Here is a 17,147-nt window from a genome sequence, read left to right as displayed (position 1 = left end):
GTGAATGCCGGCGCTGGGCCGGTACAGGCCGACTGTATACCCATTCGCTCCGGTACGGAACGCACCGCCGACCCTGTTCAGCCGCCCTCGGCGGGGATCTCGTACAGCTCCAGCGGCAGTCCGTCCGGGTCGGCGAAGAAGGTGAAGCGGCGGCCGGTGTATTCGTCGGTACGGATCGCCTCGCAGGCGACATCGGCCGCGGCCAGGCGCGCGATCATCGGCTCCAGCGCCGCTACCCGGAACGCGAGATGACGCAGCCCCTGGGCTTCCGGGCGGCTTGGGCGGGGCGGGGCGTGCGGGAAAGAGAACAGCTCCAACTGGCTGCCGTCGGGCAGGGCCAGGTCGAGCTTCCAGGAATCGCGCGCGGCGCGGTAGTTTTCGTCCAGCACCCGCAGGCCAAGGACCTCGGTGTAGAACGCCCTGGAGCGCGCGTAGTCCGAACCGATCAGCGCCACATGGTGGACGCCGAGCAGCGGGGTGTCGTGGTCGTGGGTCATTGCAGGGTGTCCAGCCAGCGTCGTGCGATCTGCTGCGCCAGCGGATAGGGTTCGGGGCCGTCGCGGTTGCTCAGGATGATCACCGTCAGGCGGTGTGCGGGATAACGCAGGATCACGTTGCGGAAGCCGATGCTCTCCCCGCTGTGCCATTGCGCCTGGCCGTTGAGGCGCCAGCCGAAGCCGTAGAACGGCACGTCCGGTTCCTCGGTGGCGGTGGCCGGCGCGAATGCCTGGCGCAAGGACGCTGCCTTCAGCAGACGCGTGTCGTACAGTGCCGCGTCCCATTTGGCCAGGTCGGCCAGCGAGGAATAGATGCCGCCGTCGCCGAGTACCGCGCTGGTGGGGCTCTGGTCCGTGCGCTGCCAGCGTCCGTCGATCTGGCTATAGCCGTACGCGCGATGCGCCACATCGTCCACGCCGTCCTGGTGGGCGACGCTGGCATCCATCCCCAGCGGGCTGAAGATACGCGCCTTCAGAAAACTGGCGAAATCCTGCCCGGACGCCTTGGCCACCACCAGCGCCAGCAGCGCATATCCGCTGTTGCTGTAACGGTAGCGGCTGCCGGGGGCGAAGCGCGTGCGGTCCTGGGTTTCCAGCAGGTGCAGCACGTCGTTGTCGTGCACCTGTGCCGTCGCACCGGGCGGCAGCAGGTCTTCGTAGTCGAGCAGGCCGCTGGTATGGCTGAGCAGTTGGCGCAGGGTGATCGCATCGGCGGCGCGCGGCAGCGAGGGCAACCAGCGCTTGAGCGGGTCATCCAGGGTCAAACGGCCATCCTCGGCCAACAGCAGGATCGCCGCCGCGGTGAACTGCTTGCTCAGCGAGGCCAGGCGGAAGTTGCTCTGTGCGGTCACCGAGGTGCCGTCCTCGAGGACGGCCAGGCCGTAGCCGCGCTGGAACACCGGCTGTCCGTCGTGCAGCACCAGCACCGCCGCGCCGGGCACCTGGCCGTCGTAGCGCTGCAACAACGCATCGATGCCCGGGTCCGGCGGCGTCAGCACCGGCGCGGCGAAGACGCTGCCGGCCGCGAGCAGGCCGATGCACATCGCGTTGATCCAGCGCGGACGCGGTGTCATGTGCATGGCCGGTTCCCGGGGCGAGGTCAGGGACTGGCGGCGGGCGCCGGCGTGCCGGCGGTTTCACTGGCGATCCAGCGCTGCAGCTTGGCATCGAGGATATCGAGCGGCATCGAACCGTCGCGCAGCACTTCCTCGTGGAAGCGACGCAGGTCAAAACGCGGGCCCAGTGCAGCCTTGGCACGGTCGCGCAGCTCGAACATCTTCAGTTCGCCCAGGCCATTGGGCAGCGTCTGCCCGGGCAATGCCATGAAGCGTTCCACTTCAGCAGTGGCATCTTCGGCCGGCATGTCGGCGGTCTTGACCAGGTAGTCCACCGCCTGGCGCTTGCTCCAGCCCTGCGCATGCAGGCCGGTGTCGGCGGCCATGCGCGCGGCGCGGGTCAGCGCGGCCTGCAGGTAGCCGATGCGTTCGTAAGGATCCTGGTAGACGCCGAGTGGGTCGCCCAGCGATTCGGCATACAGGCCCCAGCCTTCGATGAAGGCGATGTCGCCGCCCAGGCGACGGAAGCGCGGCAGCTTGTCCAGTTCCTGCTGCAGGCCCAGCTGCACGTGGTGGCCCGGGATGCCTTCGTGCAGGAACTGCATCGGGGTGGCCCAGCGCCGCCGGCTTGCCAGGTTGCCGGTGTTGACGTACAGGATGCCCGGGCGCAGGCCATCCGGCAGCGGCTGCTGGTAACTCACCGCCGAGGCGGCTGCAGCGCGCTCGGGTTCGACCGCGTGTATTTCCATCGGCGCCTTCGGCAGCGTGCCGAGCAGGGCCGGCAGGCGGCCGGCGACCTGGGTCTGCAACTGCCGGTAGCGGTTGAGCAGGGCCTCGCCATTGGCGTATTGGAAGCTCTTGTCCGTGCGCATGTTGCGCAGCACTTTCTGCTGCGAGCCGCGGATCCTGTTGTCCTTCAGAATGCCCGCGATCTGCGCCTGCAGGGTGGCCACGCGTTGTTCGGCCATGCTGTGGATCTGCTGCGCATCCAGGGTGGATGCAGTGCTCTGCACGATGTTCTGCCCATACCAGGCCTGGCCCTTGGGCAGCGCGCCCAGGCCATCGCTGCTGCGCGTGGCGGGCAGGTATTCGGTGGCGATGAAGCCGCGCAGGGCGCGGTAGGCCGGCATGATCCGGTACTCGATCATGCGTTTGTATTCGGCGGCGATGCGGGTCTTTTCCGCGTCCGGGATGTCGGCGGGCAGGTTGCGCACCGGCGCCCAGAACAGGGTTTCCTCGGCAGTGGGCTTGATCACCGCATCCAGCTGCGGCAGCACCTTTTCCATCAGGTCGCGCGGCTGCACGACGCCGGCGGCCATGCCCTGGCGCATGTTGGCGATGGCCTGGTCGAACAGCGGGCCGATGCCCAGCGAACGCTTGGACCAGTTGTCGTAATCCTTCACCGTGTTGAACGGCTGGGCGCCCGAGCCGGAGCCGAGGATCGCCATGATGCTGCCCAGGTTGTAGTACTGGCTGACCGGCAGCATCCAGCTGGGATACTGCTCGGCGGCGACGGACATGCGCGCGTCGCGTACGAAGATCTCGTAGCTCAGCAGGTCCTGGCCGGTGAGGCCATCGGGGCCGATCTTCTCCACTTTGCCCAGCCATTCCACGGTGAAGTCGTGCGACTGCTGGCGGTAGGCGGCCGAGAGAATGTTGGGCAGTTGGTCGTTGTGGCGGCTGTCGCCCTGGAAGGTGGCCTGCAGCGGATTGAGCCGCATCGAGGCATCCCAGTATTCATCGTAGATGCGGTTGAGCTGGGCGGCCTTGGTCTGCTGGCGCACGAGGGGCTGGCGGGCCGGCGCCGCGGCGGGGCGCGGGCGCGGTTTTGCCTTGGGTTTGGCGGCCTGCCGGGTCTGCGCGGCGGCCGGCCGGTTGGCCTTCTTCTTGGCGGCTTCTGCCGGTGCGGCGGTGCTGAACACCAGCAGGGCGGCGATGGCGAGCGCCAGGGCGCGGGCGGGGTGGGGCATCGGCGGTATCCGTAACACTACACAGACCGGGGAGCTTGCCCGATCCGCGCGCGTACGGCCAGCGCCGCACCACCGCGCGTCAGCAGGGGTAAAGACCCGCTGCCGTCCCTGGTGGCGCGCCTCTAGCGGTCTCCGGCGCGGGTGAACGGCACGGTTTCCGGGGCGACGGCGCCGCCGGAGATGATGAAGCTCATGGCCTGGTCGACGGTCCAGTCGGTGGGCGTGAGCAGTTCCACCGGCACGATTTCCAGGTAGCCGGAGGTCGGGTTGGGCGTGGTCGGCACGTACACCGCAGCCAGCTCGCGACCGGTGCCCTGTTCGCGGATTACCCGAGTGACCAGCCCGACCGATTTCATGTCACGGTGCGGGAAATCGATCAGCACCACGCGTTGGGTGCTGCCCGGCTCGGTCTGCAGCATGTCCAGCAGCTTCTTGGCGCTGTCGTAGATGATGCTGGCCAGTGGAATGCGCTTGATCACCGCGCCGAACCAGCGCAGCAGGCGCTGGCCGATCACCCGGCGGCTGAGCACGCCCACGCTGAGGATCACCAGCAGGGTGGCGGCCAGGCCGATCACGTTCTGCATCCACTCGACCTTGACCCAGCCCAGGTAATGCGGGAACGAGGCGGCGATCTGCTCGGACAGGGGCACCACCACCGGGCTGGAAATGCCCGACAACAGCACAAAGACGAATTTGACCACCACCCAGGTCAGCCAGATCGGCAGCAGGGTCAGCAGGCCGGTCAGGAACAGGCGCTGCAGGGAGGGGCGCGGGACGAGTTGGGGGGCTTCGGGCGACATGCCGCATTGTAGCCGTGCCGCCGCCCGGATTACCCTGCCGGCCACCGCAGGAAGCGGCGCGCTGGAGGAATGCTGTGTTGAACGGAGTGAAGTGGGTGGGCATGGCCGTGCTCGGGATGGGCGCGCTGCTGGTGGTGGTGGTGCTGGTGTCTTGGCTGCTGCCGGTGCCGGCCGCCGAGCGTGCGGCGCTGGCGGCGATGGAGGCCGCGCCGCGCGACCAGGTGCCCGAGCGCAATGCGTTCCCGCCGCTGTGGCTGTTGCCCTACGACGGCATCGATCCTGCCCGGATGCGCGCGCTGACCACACGCGATACGCAGGCGTTCGCGCAGGCGATTGCCGCGGAAACCTCGCAGCCGTGGACGACCAGCGTCGCCGAAGGGCGATACCCGAAGGCCACGCCCGCCCACGGCTGGTGCGGGCGCGCCACCGACAGTTGCCTGGACGACGTACGCGCGCATGCGGCGGAGGTGGCCCAGGCGCATCGCGGGCATGACGGGCTGCATGCGCGCATCAGCGCGTTGAGCCGTAACGACCATTACCGCAATCTGTTCGCCAGTGACGTGTCGATGCCGTTTCCGCCGATTCAGGCGTTGATGGAGCGGCTGTCGCTGCACGCGCTGGAACAGGTGCGCGGCAACAGCAGCCAGGCCCTGCAGGGCGTCTGCGAGGACATCGGCACCGGGCGCATGTTGATGCGCAGCAGCGACAGCCTGCTGGTGGCGATGGTGGGCGGTGCCATGGCCAGTCGCAATGCGTCGCTGTTCACCGAGATAATGTCCGAGCTGCCGGCCGATGCGTCTCTGCCGACGATCTGCCAGCAGGCCTTGGCCGCACCGACGGTGGCCGAGCTGGACCTGTGCGTGCCCATGCGCGGGGAGTTCGCCTTCCAGCGCGCTGCAACCGCACGCCTGCCGGACGGCCAATCGCGCTGGCTGTACGACACGGAAAAGACCCAGGCACGCAGTGCCGCGCTGCTGTCACGCAGTTGCGCGACCGAGGTGCAGCAACAGATCCGCGACGACCGCAGGGTGACGCTGGCCACGCCGCCGTCGGTGTGGTCGTTGCAGTGCGTGGCCAATGCGGTGGGCTGCATGCTGCAGGACATCGCCGGGCCGGCATATGACGAGTACAGCTGGCGCATGCAGGATGCCGGCGCGCAGCTGCGGCTGGCCGCGGCGATGTTGTGGCTGCGTGGACAGCCGAACGACGGCAAGGGTGCGATGGCCACGCTGGCACGATTGCCCGATCCACTCCGCAGCGCGCACCGCCCGCTGCAGCCCAGCGCCGATGGTCGAGGCGTGCAGGTGCGACGCTTTGCGCGGCCTTCCACCGACGCGAGCGCGATGATCCGCGCGCGGCTGCCGTTGGCCTGGCAGCCGCAGTAACGCATGACGTCGGCGCCACGCGGGCGCCGGGCGTCCGTGGCTAGGGCAACGGTTGAAACGCTCCCCCGTCACCAATGCTGTTCAGTGTCCAGCGTTTGGTCGACGGCAGCGCTTCCCACTGCACCTGGTCGCGGTCGTCTTCAATGCTGCCATGCGCGCGGCGCAGCCTGCCGGTGGAATAGTTGATGCTCAGTGCCTCGGTCTCCCCGGCGTTGCGCATCAGCGACCGGCTGTCGTAACCGATCAGCGCGAAGGCCTGGTCCTGCCAGCGGAAGGTAAAGGTCGTCGAGCCGGTGGACCAGCTGCCGGCGTTGGAGAAGAAATACAGCTGCACCTGCAACGTGCCGCGCACGATCGATACGCCGCCGGAACCGTCCTCGAATACATCGGACATGTTCGGGTATTCGTGGCGCGGGATGAGGGTGTGGTTCTGCGCGGCCAGCGCATAGCTGCCGTCCGGGTTGGACCATGCGACGGCAAGCAGGCGCGGATTGCTGTCCAGCGGGCTGATGCCCAAGCCCTCATGCTCGACCACGTTGTGCCGGTCCTGCTGACGCAGCACCAGCACCAGGTCGGCGCGCTTGTCCGCGTTGAGGTCGCCGTCCAGGCGCTGTTCGATGCGCCACCCGTCTGGAACGAAGCCTTCAGCATTGCTGGCGACAGCCGGCAGACGCGGATACGCCACCGGCGGAACCTCCAGGGCCAGCGCAGGTATGGGCAGGCACAGCAGGGGCAGGGCAGCAGACAGCAGGCGCATGAGGTCGTCGGTGAAACGCAGGGGCACCGAGGATAGCAACCACGTGCCGGATCAACCCTTGCTGTCGGGCGCCTTGGGGCTGCGCGCGTCAGGCTTGAGCCGCAGGTAGACCTGCTTGCGCACGCGTGCGACCACCTCGCCCTGCGCATCGAGGATGTCGTTGCTGAACCAGTGCAGGTACTTCTCGCCGCCGGCGGTCGCCGCGCGCAGCTGATCGAGCAGTGCATCATCCAGGCGGAACTCGGCCGTCACCGTGCCACGACCGGGCTTGATGAATTCGATGGCACCGGCGCGGTCCCATACGTAGTAATCGCGGCCCAGGTTCTGCATCACGGTAAGCATCCAGAACGGATCGGTCATCGCAAACAGGCTGCCACCGAAATGGGTGCCCACGTAGTTGCGGTTCCACGGGCGCATGCGCAGTTCGACGCGCACGTGGCGGTAGTCGTCGCTGACCTCGGTGACGTGGATGCCGGTAAACAGGAATGGCGGCCACAGGTTAATGCCATGGCGGAAAACGGTGGCCTTCATCGGGACGGGCTGCGCAGGGGAAGGTGGCCGGAGTCTAACATTCGCCTGCGTATGGTGTGCGCGTGGGCTCAGCCGCCGTCATCGGCCGCATAGCCGTCGCGGCCTGCCGCCTTGGCCCGGTACAGCGCCGCATCGGCGCCTTCAAAGTAATGGCGCGGCTCGCTGTCGCTGGCAGGTACGCGGGTAAAGATGCCCACGGTCAGGGTGATCTGCAGGGTCTGCCCCGGCCCGGCCGGGACCTCCATGGCCCGCGTCCGCGCCAGCAGATCCTCGACCACCTGCACGGCGCCCTCGGCGCTGGTGTCGGGCAGGATCAGGGCGAACTCGTCACCGCCGAAGCGGGCGGCCATATCGCGCGGGCGGCGTGCATGGGCGCCGATTTCGCCGGCGATCTGGCGCAGCACGCTGTCCCCGGCATGGTGGCCGTAGAGATCGTTGTGGTGTTTGAAATGATCCACGTCGATCAGCACCAGGCTGAGCGGGCGGCCACTCCGGCGGCCGGCCTCGTGTTCCTGCTGCAGGGTCTGCTCGAAGCGCAGCCGGTTGCCCAGCCCGGTCAGTGCATCGCTGTTGGCCTGGCGTCGCCATGCGCTGATGCGCCACAGCACCCAGGCGGCAATCACCGCGAGCATGCCGGTGAGTGCGGCGGCCGGGGCGAACCACAGGTTGCCGGCACGCAGCGCCACGAAACTGATCAGCAGGGTAACGGGCAGGGCGAGCAGGGCGCTGGCCGCCGCCCGCGGCAGGGTCAGGCCGAGGCAGCACAGCGCCACCAGCACCCCGCTGAGCAGGTCCTGCCACAGCGTGGGCAGCAGCCGGATGACCTTGTCATCGAGCAGCATCGAGGCCACGTTGGCCTGGTATTCGCTGCCGCTCATCCAGCGCTCGCGGGTGGTCGGGGTGAGCAGGCGTGGGGCGATGCCGCTGGCGGTCATGCCGACCAGCACCCGCCGCCCATGCAGCAGTGCCGGATCGACCTCGCCGTTGAGCACGTCCACGTAGGACACCTGCGGGAAGGTCTCCGGTGGGCCGGCGTAACGCACGCGCACGTAGTGGTTGCGGCGCCACTGGTAGGGCGAGGACTGCGCCGGATCGGGATCGCGCAGGCCCGGCAGCGGGCCGGGCGTGTCGGCCAGCGCCAGCCCCAGGGCCGGCCAGTGCGGTGAGCCGATCCCGGCCGTGAGGTACAGCCCGCGCGCGACGCCATCGGCATCCACTTCGACGTCGCTGTGGCCGAGCGTGGCCGCGTTGGCGGCAATCAGCGGGATCGGCAGCAGTTCCTCGGCCATGCGTGGGCCACTGGCCGGGGCGGCCAGTACCGGCAACACGACATGCCCGTTGCGGCGGATCGCCGCGGCCAGGTCGGCGTCCTGCGCCGCATCCTGGCGGTCCGGTTCGGACAGCATCAGATCCAGCACCACCCGCGCGCTGCCGACTTGGGTAAGACGGTCCAGCAGTTGGGCGTGGGTGGCGCGTGGCCACGGCCATTGGCCGATCTGCTGCAGGCTGTTGTCGTCGATCGCCACGATCAGCAGGCGTGGGTCGGGACGGTATTCCCAACGGCCGACGTAAGCGTCGTACACCGCTTCATCCTGCTGCCAGAACCACTGCAAATGACTGGCCGCCGCCGCCAGCGCGCCGACCAGGGTCGACAGCACGATGCGTTGCGGCCAGGACAGCAGCAGGGGTTTCACAGCAGCAACCACAACAGCAGCGCGCCGCCGCCAGCGCCATAGCAGGTACGGCAGGGCAATTTGATCTGCTGCGCCGGCGAGAACGGGCCGGCGTAGCCATCGTCGTCGATGTACTGCACGCGCACGTGCAGGGCGCCGTGCCACGGACGTTTGAGCGAGACCTCGGGTTGATCGACGTCGCGGTCCAGCAGCGGCTGGGCGAAATCGCCTTTGCGGTCCAGCTGCACGCGATAGCGCTGGCCGGGTGCGCCGGCCTGCCAGCGCAGCGTCAACTGGCCCTTGGCGGCCTGCGGCGGCTGCAGTGCCGGATCGACCGGGGCATCACTGAGGGTGAGCGCCACCGGTTGGCCGAAACGGCCGCGGTGGCCGGCGGCATCGCGCGACGCCACGCGCCAGAAATAGGCGCCCGGCGCCAGCGCCTGGGTCGGGCGCAGATGGGTGCCGCGGCTCTCCTGCTCCAGCACCGGTTCGAGGAACTGCGCATCGCGCGCGATCTGCAGCACGGTGGCCTCGGCGTCGCTGACCTGGCTCCATTCGAATCGCGGCCGCGCGCTATTGACGGTTTCCTGGTTGACCGGGCGCACCGTCAACGGGGCCACCGGCTGGTCGCGCACCACGAAGTCGCGCTCGGCATCCAGGCCTTCCACGCCATCGGCACTGACCGCGCGCACCAGCAGGCGCAGCTCGCCCGGGGGCAGGTCGGGTACGGTCAGCGTGGTGGCGGCAGTGTCCCGGGCGAACAGCAGGATCTCCGGCTGGTCGGCACGGACCACCTCGACCCGGTACTGAGCGGCGCTACTCACCGCCGACCATGACAGCTGCGCCGGCAGCGGGTCCAGGTGCAGCCGCGCGGGGTCCAGCACCGGTCGGGGCAGCAGGGCTTCCACGTCGCCCGGACGTGCATCGACGGACACACTGCGGCTTGCCTGGCCACGCGTGACCAGGCGCTGGCCGCGGCGATTGCCGACCTGCACCTTGCCTTCGATCACCTCGGTGGACGCGTTATGGGTGGCATCGCCCGCGCTGACCCGGAACACCGTGCCGCGCACGCTGCTGGTCGCACTGGGGGCGTCGATGATGTACCGCGACGCCGGGCCTTTGGCCGGCGTCACCCGGCTGCTGGTGCGGCCCTGTTCCAGGCGCAGGCGTGTATCGACCATGCCGGTGCGACCGTAGCGGCTCAGCTGGTCCAGGCGCAGGCGCGAGTTCTCGCGCAGTTGCAGCCGCGAGGCATCGGCGAAGGCGATGGTGACACTGGCGTCGGCGCCGGTAACCAGTTGCTGGCCGATCGTCAGCAGCTCACCTTCGATGACCGCACGCAGCGTCGTCCGACCGGCATCGCCAACCTGGACCCGGCCGCGGACGGCCAGCACACGCGCCGGCGCAGGTTGCACGGCCAGCCAGGGGATGGGAAAGCGCAGCTGGGTGCCCGGCGTCAGGCGATACGGATCGGCCACGTGGTTGTGCGCCTGCAACTTTTCCCAAGGCACCGACGGTTTGAGATAGCGCGCGCCGAGGTCCCACAGGGTGTCACCCGGACGGACCCGGTAGGTCCAGTCCTGGGCCAACACGGGCAGGGCGGTCAACAGCAGGGCCGCCAGCATCAGCAGGCGGCCGCTCAGGGAGGGAACGTGTGGCAAGCGCATCGAACTCACGGTCATCTGGCCCAGCAGGGCGGGGCGTAGCCCTGCGACCCCGATGGGCCCAGACCTCATCCCCCCGAATGAATCGCGACGTCCAATACGCCGCGCCGGCATTATTGCCCGGGCGTCGTGCAGGGTTTCTGAACGTGACCGGGATCACGCCTAGGACACGTGGAATCCGTTAGAAGTCGGTGTCGCATCCGGCATCTCCCGGGCGACACCGTGCCGGGATCAGAACAGCAGCGAGGCCATGCGCCGGCGGTAGCGGCCGATCAGGTCATCGTCCCCGATCACCTTGAAGGCATCGATCAGCAGCTTGCGCGGCAGGCCTTCGGCGAAACCGCGGTCGCGGCGCAGCATCTCCAGGAAATGCTCCAGCGCGGCCTCGTCCTGCCCGCCCAGCAGCAGCTGCACACCGCGCAGGTGGCGGGCCTGCAGGTCATCGCCGTTGGCGGCAATGCGTGCGTCCAGCACCTCAGGCGCGGGCGCATCCTGCAGGGCAATCGCGAAATCCAGACGCGCACGGGCGCGCACCGCACGGTCGTCGGTGGCCAGGTTGGCGGGCAGCGCGTCGATCAGCGTGCTGGCTTCGGCGCTGGCGCCGGTCTGCAGCAGGGCCAGGGCGAGGTCCAGCTTGAGTTCGTCCTTGTCCGGCTCGGCGGCGATCGCCGCACGCAGCACATCCACCTGGGCCTGGGGATCCAGCGGCTCTGGTTCGGCCACCGCCTCGGTGACCGGCTCGGCCGGGGTAACCCCGTGCTGGGCCAGGAACTCGCGGATCTGGCCTTCCGGCAGCGCGCCGGGGAAGCCGTCGACCAACTGGCCGCCCTTGACCAGGAACACCGTCGGCACCGAGCGGATCTGGAAGGCGGCCGCGATCTGCTGCTCCTGGTCCACATCGACCTTGGCCAGTTCAAATGCGCCGTGGTATTCGCCAGCCAGCTTTTCCAGCATCGGGCCGAGTGTTTTGCAGGGCTCGCACCAGGGGGCCCAGAAATCCACCAGCACCGGCGTCTGCAGGGACTTCTGCAGGACCTCGGCTTCGAAGGTGGCGGTGGTGGCGTCGAAGACGTGCGGCAATTCGCTCATGGTCGGCAATCAACGAGTAAAGATGTACGCAGTGTATGGGTGCGCCGGTTGCGGGACGCAACCCCGACGCACGGGATCGGCGGAAACCGGTGACAATGCGCGGCGTTCCCTTGGGCCCAGGCAGACCTTCATGCACATTTCACCCCGTATCGATCGCGGCATCGGCGCGCTTGCCGCGTTTGTGTTCGTCGTGGCGGTCGCCGGCTTCGGTGCGGCGCTGCCGGGGTACCGCGCGCTGTCGCATCCGGTAGCGCTGCTGGGCGCAACCGGGGTGCCGCATGCGCAGGCGTTCAATTGGCTGGCGCTGGTGCTGCCGGGGGCGTTGGCCTGCGGCGTGGCGCTACGCCTGCTGCGGCGCGTGCCGCGCACGGCGCCCTGGACGCTGCGCGTGGGCGTCCAGTTGCTCGTGCTGGCCGGGGCCGGCTTCGCCGCGATGGGGCTGCTATCGCTGGATGCCAGCGATATCGAAAGCCCGGCCAGCCAGTTCCACGCCAGTGCGTGGATGGTGTGGGTGCTGGCATTCGTGCCGGGCACACTGCTGTATGGGCTGGGTGCGCTGCGCGTGCCGGGCTGGCGCGCGCAGGCGTTCCTGCACCTCGGCTGCGCGGCGGGGATGGTGCTGGCCGCGTTCGTGCTGCAGGCATGGATGCCGGCGCCGCTGGCGCAGCGGCTGGCCTTCGCCGTCTGGGCGATGTGGCTGGTGGCGGCGCTACCGGTAGCGTTGCGCAAGGTGCGGGGCGCGATTTAGCGCCCCGCTGGTTTCAGTCTTCGTGGCACTGAAGGGTGAAGCCGGCCGTTGGATGGTCCCGACGGATCAGCACAATGGCCTGGTTGGTGGCATCGGTGCCATCGGCCGCCTCCACCGGGTACATCCCGAAACTTCCGTCATCGAGCGTGTAGGCACAATTGAAGCTGGCGGCATGGGCCGAAGCAACCCCGCCGATGGCCATGCCGACGGCAAGAGCCGCCTGAGCAATGCGCTGCATGATGTGTATCTCCTTGATCGGCTCCGAAAGGGCGGCCTTGGCCGTGCAGGGCCGGGAGCCGGGCAACCCCTGCGCCACAAGGCTGCTGCAGGCGGCGGTCGGCCCGGGATAGGGAATCTCCTGTGTCCTTGGCGGGAAAAGCCGCGTTCCAGTCTGAGGTTGTCACCGTGCGGGAGCCCCTGGCACGGCGTCCCGCCCCCCCCGATCAGCGCACCGTGGGGCTTGCGCCGGCGGGAGAGCGAGGCGGGCCGGGCGTTCCGGTGCTCGATTGGAGCGCCTTGCCGCACTGCGGTATCCTCTCCCGCTTTGCCGCCGCACTAGCGTTTCCATGACCAGCGTCGAACCCAACGTTTACGATCCGCAGCAGGTTGAATCCGCCGCCCAGAAGTTCTGGGATGCCACGCGTGCCTTCGAGGTCACCGAGACCTCGGACAAGCCGAAGTACTACTGCCTCTCGATGCTGCCGTACCCGTCCGGTGCGCTGCACATGGGCCACGTGCGCAACTACACGATCGGCGACGTGATCAGCCGCTACAAGCGGATGACCGGGTACAACGTGCTGCAGCCCATGGGCTGGGACGCGTTCGGCCTGCCGGCCGAGAACGCGGCGATCAAGAATAAGACCGCACCGGCCAAGTGGACCTACGCCAACATCGAGCACATGCGTGGCCAGTTCAAGTCCATGGGCTATGCGATCGACTGGTCGCGTGAGTTCGCCACGTGCACGCCGGAGTACTACGTGCACGAGCAGCGCATGTTCACCCGGCTGATGCGCAAGGGCCTGGCCTACCGCCGCAATGCGGTGGTCAACTGGGACCCGGTCGACCAGACCGTGCTGGCCAACGAGCAGGTCATCGACGGCCGCGGCTGGCGCTCGGGCGCCCTGGTGGAAAAGCGCGAGATTCCGCAGTGGTTCCTGCGCATCACCGATTACGCCCAGGAACTGCTGGACGGCCTGGATGAACTGCCGGGCTGGCCCGATTCGGTCAAGACCATGCAGCGCAACTGGATCGGCCGCTCCGAAGGGCTGGAAATCCAGTTCGACGTGCGCGATGCCGACGGCAGCGCGCTGGATCCGCTGCGCGTGTTCACCACCCGTCCGGATACCGTGATGGGCGTGACCTTCGTGTCGATCGCCGGCGAGCACCCGCTGGCCCAGCATGCGGCCAAGACCAATCCCGCGCTGGCCGCGCTGCTGGCCGAGATGAAGCAGGGCGGCGTGTCCGAAGCCGAACTGGAGACCCAGGAAAAGCGTGGCATGGATACCGGCCTGCGCGCCGTGCATCCGGTCACCGGCGCCCAGGTGCCGGTGTGGGTCGCCAACTTCGTGCTGATGGGCTATGGCACCGGCGCGGTGATGGCCGTGCCCGGCCACGACCAGCGCGACAACGAATTCGCCAACAAGTACGGCCTGCCGATCCGCCAGGTCATCGCGCTGAAGACGCCGCGCAAGGACGAGGCGGCCTACGACGCCACCCGCTGGCAGGACTGGTACGGCGACAAGACCCGCGATACCGAGCTGGTCAACTCCGAAGAGTTCGATGGCCTGGACTTCCAGGGTGCCTTCGAAGCCCTGGCCGAGCGTTTCGAGCGCAAGGCCCAGGGCCAGCGCCGCGTCAACTACCGCCTGCGCGACTGGGGCGTGAGCCGCCAGCGGTACTGGGGCTGCCCGATCCCGGTGATCTACTGCCCCAAGTGCGGCGCGTTGCCGGTGCCCGAAGAACAGCTGCCGGTGGTGCTGCCGGAAAACGTCAATTTCGTCGGCACCGGTTCGCCGATCAAGGCCGACCCGGAATGGCGCAAGACCACCTGCCCGGACTGCGGCGGCGCGGCCGAGCGCGAGACCGACACCTTCGACACCTTCATGGAGTCGAGCTGGTACTACGCGCGCTACACCTCGCCCGGCGCCCGCGATGCGGTCGACAAGCGCGGCAACTACTGGCTGCCGGTGGACCAGTACATCGGTGGCATCGAGCACGCGATCCTGCACCTGATGTACTTCCGTTTCTTCCACAAGCTGCTGCGTGATGCGCGGATGGTGGACAGCAACGAACCGGCGCAGAACCTGCTGTGCCAGGGCATGGTGATCGCGGAAACCTATTACCGGCCCAACCCGGATGGCTCCAAGGACTGGATCAACCCGGCCGACGTGGACGTGCAGCGCGACGATCGCGGCCGCATCACCGGCGCCACCCTGATCGCCGACGGCCAGCCGGTGGTGATCGGCGGTACCGAGAAGATGTCCAAGTCGAAGAACAACGGCGTGGATCCGCAGGCGATGGTGGGCAAGTACGGGGCCGACACCGTGCGCCTGTTCTCGATGTTCGCCGCGCCGCCGGAACAGTCGCTGGAGTGGAACGAAGCCGGCGTGGACGGCATGGCCCGCTTCCTGCGCCGCTTGTGGGCCCAGGTGCAGAAGCATGCCGCCGAGGGCGTCGCCCCGGCGCTGGACGTGGCTGCACTGAGCGCCGAGCAGAAGGTGCTGCGTCGCAAGACCCATGAAACCATCGGCAAGGTCAGTGACGACTATGGTCGCCGCCACAGCTTCAACACCGCCATTGCCGCGGTGATGGAACTGATGAACGCCTTGGCCAAGTTTGACGATGTCAGCGAGCAGGGCCGCGCGGTCCGCCAGGAAGCGCTGCAGGCCACCGTGCTGCTGCTCAACCCGATCACCCCGCATGCCAGCCATGCGTTGTGGCAGGTGCTGGGCCATGGCGAGACGCTGCTGGAAGACCAGGTGTTCCCGCAATCCGATCCGGCCGCGCTGGTGCGCGACGCGGTGACGCTGGCGGTGCAGGTCAACGGCAAGCTGCGCGGCACCATCGAGGTGGCCGCCGACGCCGCGCGCGACCAGATCGAAGCGCTGGGCCTGGCCGAGCCGAACGCGGCCAAGTTCCTGGACGGTCTGACCGTGCGCAAGATCATCATCGTGCCCGGCAAGATCGTGAACATCGTGGCCGCCTGACCGCGGCCGTCTGTCTCAAGTCACGTTCACGCGGCATCGGGCATCTTCTATGCCTGTTGCCGCGCCCGCCCGGCTCCCCCAGACTGTGCCCATGACCCGATTCCTGCTTGCCCTCGTTCTGACCGCGACCCTCGCCGGGTGTGGCTTCCATATGCGCAACAAGCTGATGCTGCCGGCCGACACCGCCGCGGTGCAGGTGGTCTCCAGCGCCCCCTACAGCGAACTGGCCAAGCTGCTGCGTCGCGGGCTGCAGGCGTCGGGCGCGCAGGTCGCCGAGCCGGACAGCGCCGCCGAACCGGGCAGCACCGGCAAGGTCGCGCAGCTGCAGGTGATGTCCGAGCGTTGGGGCGATCTGCCGATCGCCATCGATGCACAGGGCCGCTCCCAGGAATACAGCCTGCGCTACGCGGTGATCTTCAAGTTCCTGCGTGAGGATGGCAGCGAGCTGGTGCCGCAGCAGGTGATCGAGCTCTCGCGCGATTACGTGTCGCCGCCCACCGACGCCACCGGTACCACCACCGAGCGCGAAATCCTGGCCGACGAACTGCGTCGTGAGATGTCGGCGTCGATCATGCGTCGTATCGACAGCGTGGTGCGGGCCGAGATGGAAGGCCGCGTGCCGGCCAAGCCGGCCGCCCCGGCCACCGCACCGGTTGAACCGCCGGTGCCGCCGCCGGCCGCCCCCACCCAGGGGCACTGACCGGTCCGCCCGCGGACCGGCGCGCCAGGATGGAACTGCGACCCGAACAACTCGCCAGTCAACCGGCCAGCCAGGGGCTGTCACCGGTTTACCTGATCGCCGGTCCGGAAACCCTGCGCGTCCTCGAAGCGGCCGATGCGGTGCGTGCCCGCGCGCGTGCCGATGGCATCGACGAGCGTGAGGTGTTCGATGCCGATGGCCGCGATTTCGATTGGGACCAGGTCGGTGCCAGTTTCAATGCGCCCAGCCTGTTCAGCGCCCGCCGGCTGATGGAGCTGCGCCTGCCCAGCGGCAAGCCGGGCAAGGACGGCGCCGAGGTGATCAGCCAGTTCTGCGCCAACCCGGCGCCGGACGTGATCCTGATGATCACCTGCAACGAATGGAGCAAGGCCCACCAGGGCAAGTGGGCCGAGGCGGTCAATCGCGTCGGCGTGCTGTCGGTGGCCTGGGCGATCAAGCCGCATGAACTGCCCGACTGGATCGAGCGCCGCCTGCGCGCCAAGGGCCTGCGTGCCGAGCCGGCCGCGGTGCAGCGCCTGGCCGAGCGGGTGGAAGGCAATCTGCTGGCCGCCGCGCAGGAGATCGACAAGCTGGCGCTGCTGGCCGCCGGCCAGACCCTGGACGTGCAGACGATGGAGTCGCTGGTTGCCGATGCGGCCCGCTACGACGTCTTCCGCCTGCTCGAAGCCAGTTTCTCCGGGCAGCCGGCGGCGGTGCTGAGGATGCTGGCCGGGCTGCGCGGGGAGGGTGAAGCGGTGGCCGCGTTGATGCCGATGGTGATCCGCGAGCTGCTGTCCACCGCCGGACTGGCGCGGGTGCAGGCGCGGGGCGGCAACGTGGCCGCAGAGATGAAGAGCCGCGGCATCTGGGAATCGCGCCAGGCCCCGTTCAAGCGCGCCCTGCAGCGTCATCCCGAGCCCAAGCGCTGGGACCGTTTCGTGGCCGAGGCCGGGCTGGTCGACCGCATGGCCAAGGGGCGCGCCGACGGCGATCCCTGGCTGGGCGTGGAGCGCCTGCTGCTGGCGGTGTCCGAAGCCCGCGCGGTGCGCCTGCTGGCCCGCGCCTGAGCGGC

General features: G+C 68.6%; 15 protein-coding genes. 5 read left to right on the top strand and 10 right to left on the bottom strand.

The window, feature by feature from the left end:
* Positions 1 to 77 precede the first annotated feature (77 nt).
* From NR101_RS16320 to NR101_RS16305, 4 genes are all read right to left on the bottom strand, one after another.
* Positions 78 to 497, bottom strand: a complete 420-nt coding sequence (locus NR101_RS16320) for a VOC family protein (RefSeq protein ID WP_256775890.1) — start codon at positions 495 to 497, stop codon at positions 78 to 80.
* The gene (locus NR101_RS16315; protein WP_256775919.1) at positions 494 to 1,540 is read right to left on the bottom strand and encodes a serine hydrolase domain-containing protein; all 1,047 of its coding nucleotides are present in this window, start codon (positions 1,538 to 1,540) and stop codon (positions 494 to 496) included. Before NR101_RS16315 ends, NR101_RS16320 begins: the two co-directional genes overlap by 4 nt.
* Positions 1,541 to 1,596: 56 nt before the next feature.
* Complete coding sequence (locus NR101_RS16310) at positions 1,597 to 3,522, bottom strand: DUF885 family protein (protein WP_256775891.1); 1,926 nt, start codon at positions 3,520 to 3,522, stop codon at positions 1,597 to 1,599.
* A gap of 122 nt (positions 3,523 to 3,644) precedes the next feature.
* Positions 3,645 to 4,322, bottom strand: a complete 678-nt coding sequence (locus NR101_RS16305; protein ID WP_256775892.1) for a DUF502 domain-containing protein — start codon at positions 4,320 to 4,322, stop codon at positions 3,645 to 3,647.
* A gap of 74 nt (positions 4,323 to 4,396) precedes the next feature.
* Between NR101_RS16305 and NR101_RS16300 the strand changes: the two genes are divergently transcribed.
* Positions 4,397 to 5,707: a hypothetical protein gene (locus tag NR101_RS16300; RefSeq protein ID WP_256775893.1), complete on the top strand. Its 1,311-nt coding sequence runs from the start codon at positions 4,397 to 4,399 to the stop codon at positions 5,705 to 5,707.
* 40 nt (positions 5,708 to 5,747) lie between these two features.
* Here NR101_RS16300 and NR101_RS16295 read toward each other — a convergent pair whose 3' ends face one another.
* The 5 genes from NR101_RS16295 to trxA form a co-directional block, all read right to left on the bottom strand.
* Complete coding sequence (locus NR101_RS16295; protein ID WP_256775894.1) at positions 5,748 to 6,491, bottom strand: hypothetical protein; 744 nt, start codon at positions 6,489 to 6,491, stop codon at positions 5,748 to 5,750.
* A gap of 24 nt (positions 6,492 to 6,515) precedes the next feature.
* Positions 6,516 to 6,995 (bottom strand): DUF4442 domain-containing protein, encoded by a 480-nt coding sequence (locus NR101_RS16290; RefSeq protein WP_256775895.1) that lies wholly within the window; start codon positions 6,993 to 6,995, stop codon positions 6,516 to 6,518.
* A gap of 68 nt (positions 6,996 to 7,063) precedes the next feature.
* Positions 7,064 to 8,689 (bottom strand): CHASE2 domain-containing protein, encoded by a 1,626-nt coding sequence (locus NR101_RS16285; protein WP_256775896.1) that lies wholly within the window; start codon positions 8,687 to 8,689, stop codon positions 7,064 to 7,066.
* Positions 8,686 to 10,335, bottom strand: a complete 1,650-nt coding sequence (locus NR101_RS16280) for a FecR domain-containing protein (protein ID WP_256775897.1) — start codon at positions 10,333 to 10,335, stop codon at positions 8,686 to 8,688. Before NR101_RS16280 ends, NR101_RS16285 begins: the two co-directional genes overlap by 4 nt.
* A 228-nt stretch (positions 10,336 to 10,563) precedes the next feature.
* Complete coding sequence (trxA, locus tag NR101_RS16275) at positions 10,564 to 11,421, bottom strand: thioredoxin (RefSeq protein ID WP_256775898.1); 858 nt, start codon at positions 11,419 to 11,421, stop codon at positions 10,564 to 10,566.
* Between the two features lie 130 nt (positions 11,422 to 11,551).
* Between trxA and NR101_RS16270 the strand changes: the two genes are divergently transcribed.
* Positions 11,552 to 12,169, top strand: coding sequence for a DUF998 domain-containing protein (locus NR101_RS16270; protein ID WP_256775899.1), 618 nt, complete (start codon positions 11,552 to 11,554; stop codon positions 12,167 to 12,169).
* 13 nt (positions 12,170 to 12,182) lie between these two features.
* On the opposite strand, the gene NR101_RS16265 is transcribed toward NR101_RS16270, so the two are convergent.
* The gene (locus NR101_RS16265; protein ID WP_256777755.1) at positions 12,183 to 12,407 is read right to left on the bottom strand and encodes a hypothetical protein; all 225 of its coding nucleotides are present in this window, start codon (positions 12,405 to 12,407) and stop codon (positions 12,183 to 12,185) included.
* 328 nt (positions 12,408 to 12,735) lie between these two features.
* Between NR101_RS16265 and leuS the strand changes: the two genes are divergently transcribed.
* From leuS to holA, 3 genes are all read left to right on the top strand, one after another.
* The gene (gene leuS, locus NR101_RS16260) at positions 12,736 to 15,375 is read left to right on the top strand and encodes a leucine--tRNA ligase (protein WP_256775901.1); all 2,640 of its coding nucleotides are present in this window, start codon (positions 12,736 to 12,738) and stop codon (positions 15,373 to 15,375) included.
* 91 nt (positions 15,376 to 15,466) lie between these two features.
* Complete coding sequence (gene lptE / locus NR101_RS16255; protein ID WP_256775902.1) at positions 15,467 to 16,075, top strand: LPS assembly lipoprotein LptE; 609 nt, start codon at positions 15,467 to 15,469, stop codon at positions 16,073 to 16,075.
* A gap of 29 nt (positions 16,076 to 16,104) precedes the next feature.
* The gene (gene holA, locus NR101_RS16250) at positions 16,105 to 17,142 is read left to right on the top strand and encodes a DNA polymerase III subunit delta (RefSeq protein WP_256775903.1); all 1,038 of its coding nucleotides are present in this window, start codon (positions 16,105 to 16,107) and stop codon (positions 17,140 to 17,142) included.
* Positions 17,143 to 17,147 lie beyond the last annotated feature (5 nt).

The organism is Stenotrophomonas sp. Ste86, assembly GCF_024519465.1.
GTDB lineage: Bacteria > Pseudomonadota > Gammaproteobacteria > Xanthomonadales > Xanthomonadaceae > Stenotrophomonas.
The sequence above is the reverse complement of the archived record's forward strand: the minus strand, read 5'-3'. Positions and strand labels throughout refer to the sequence as shown.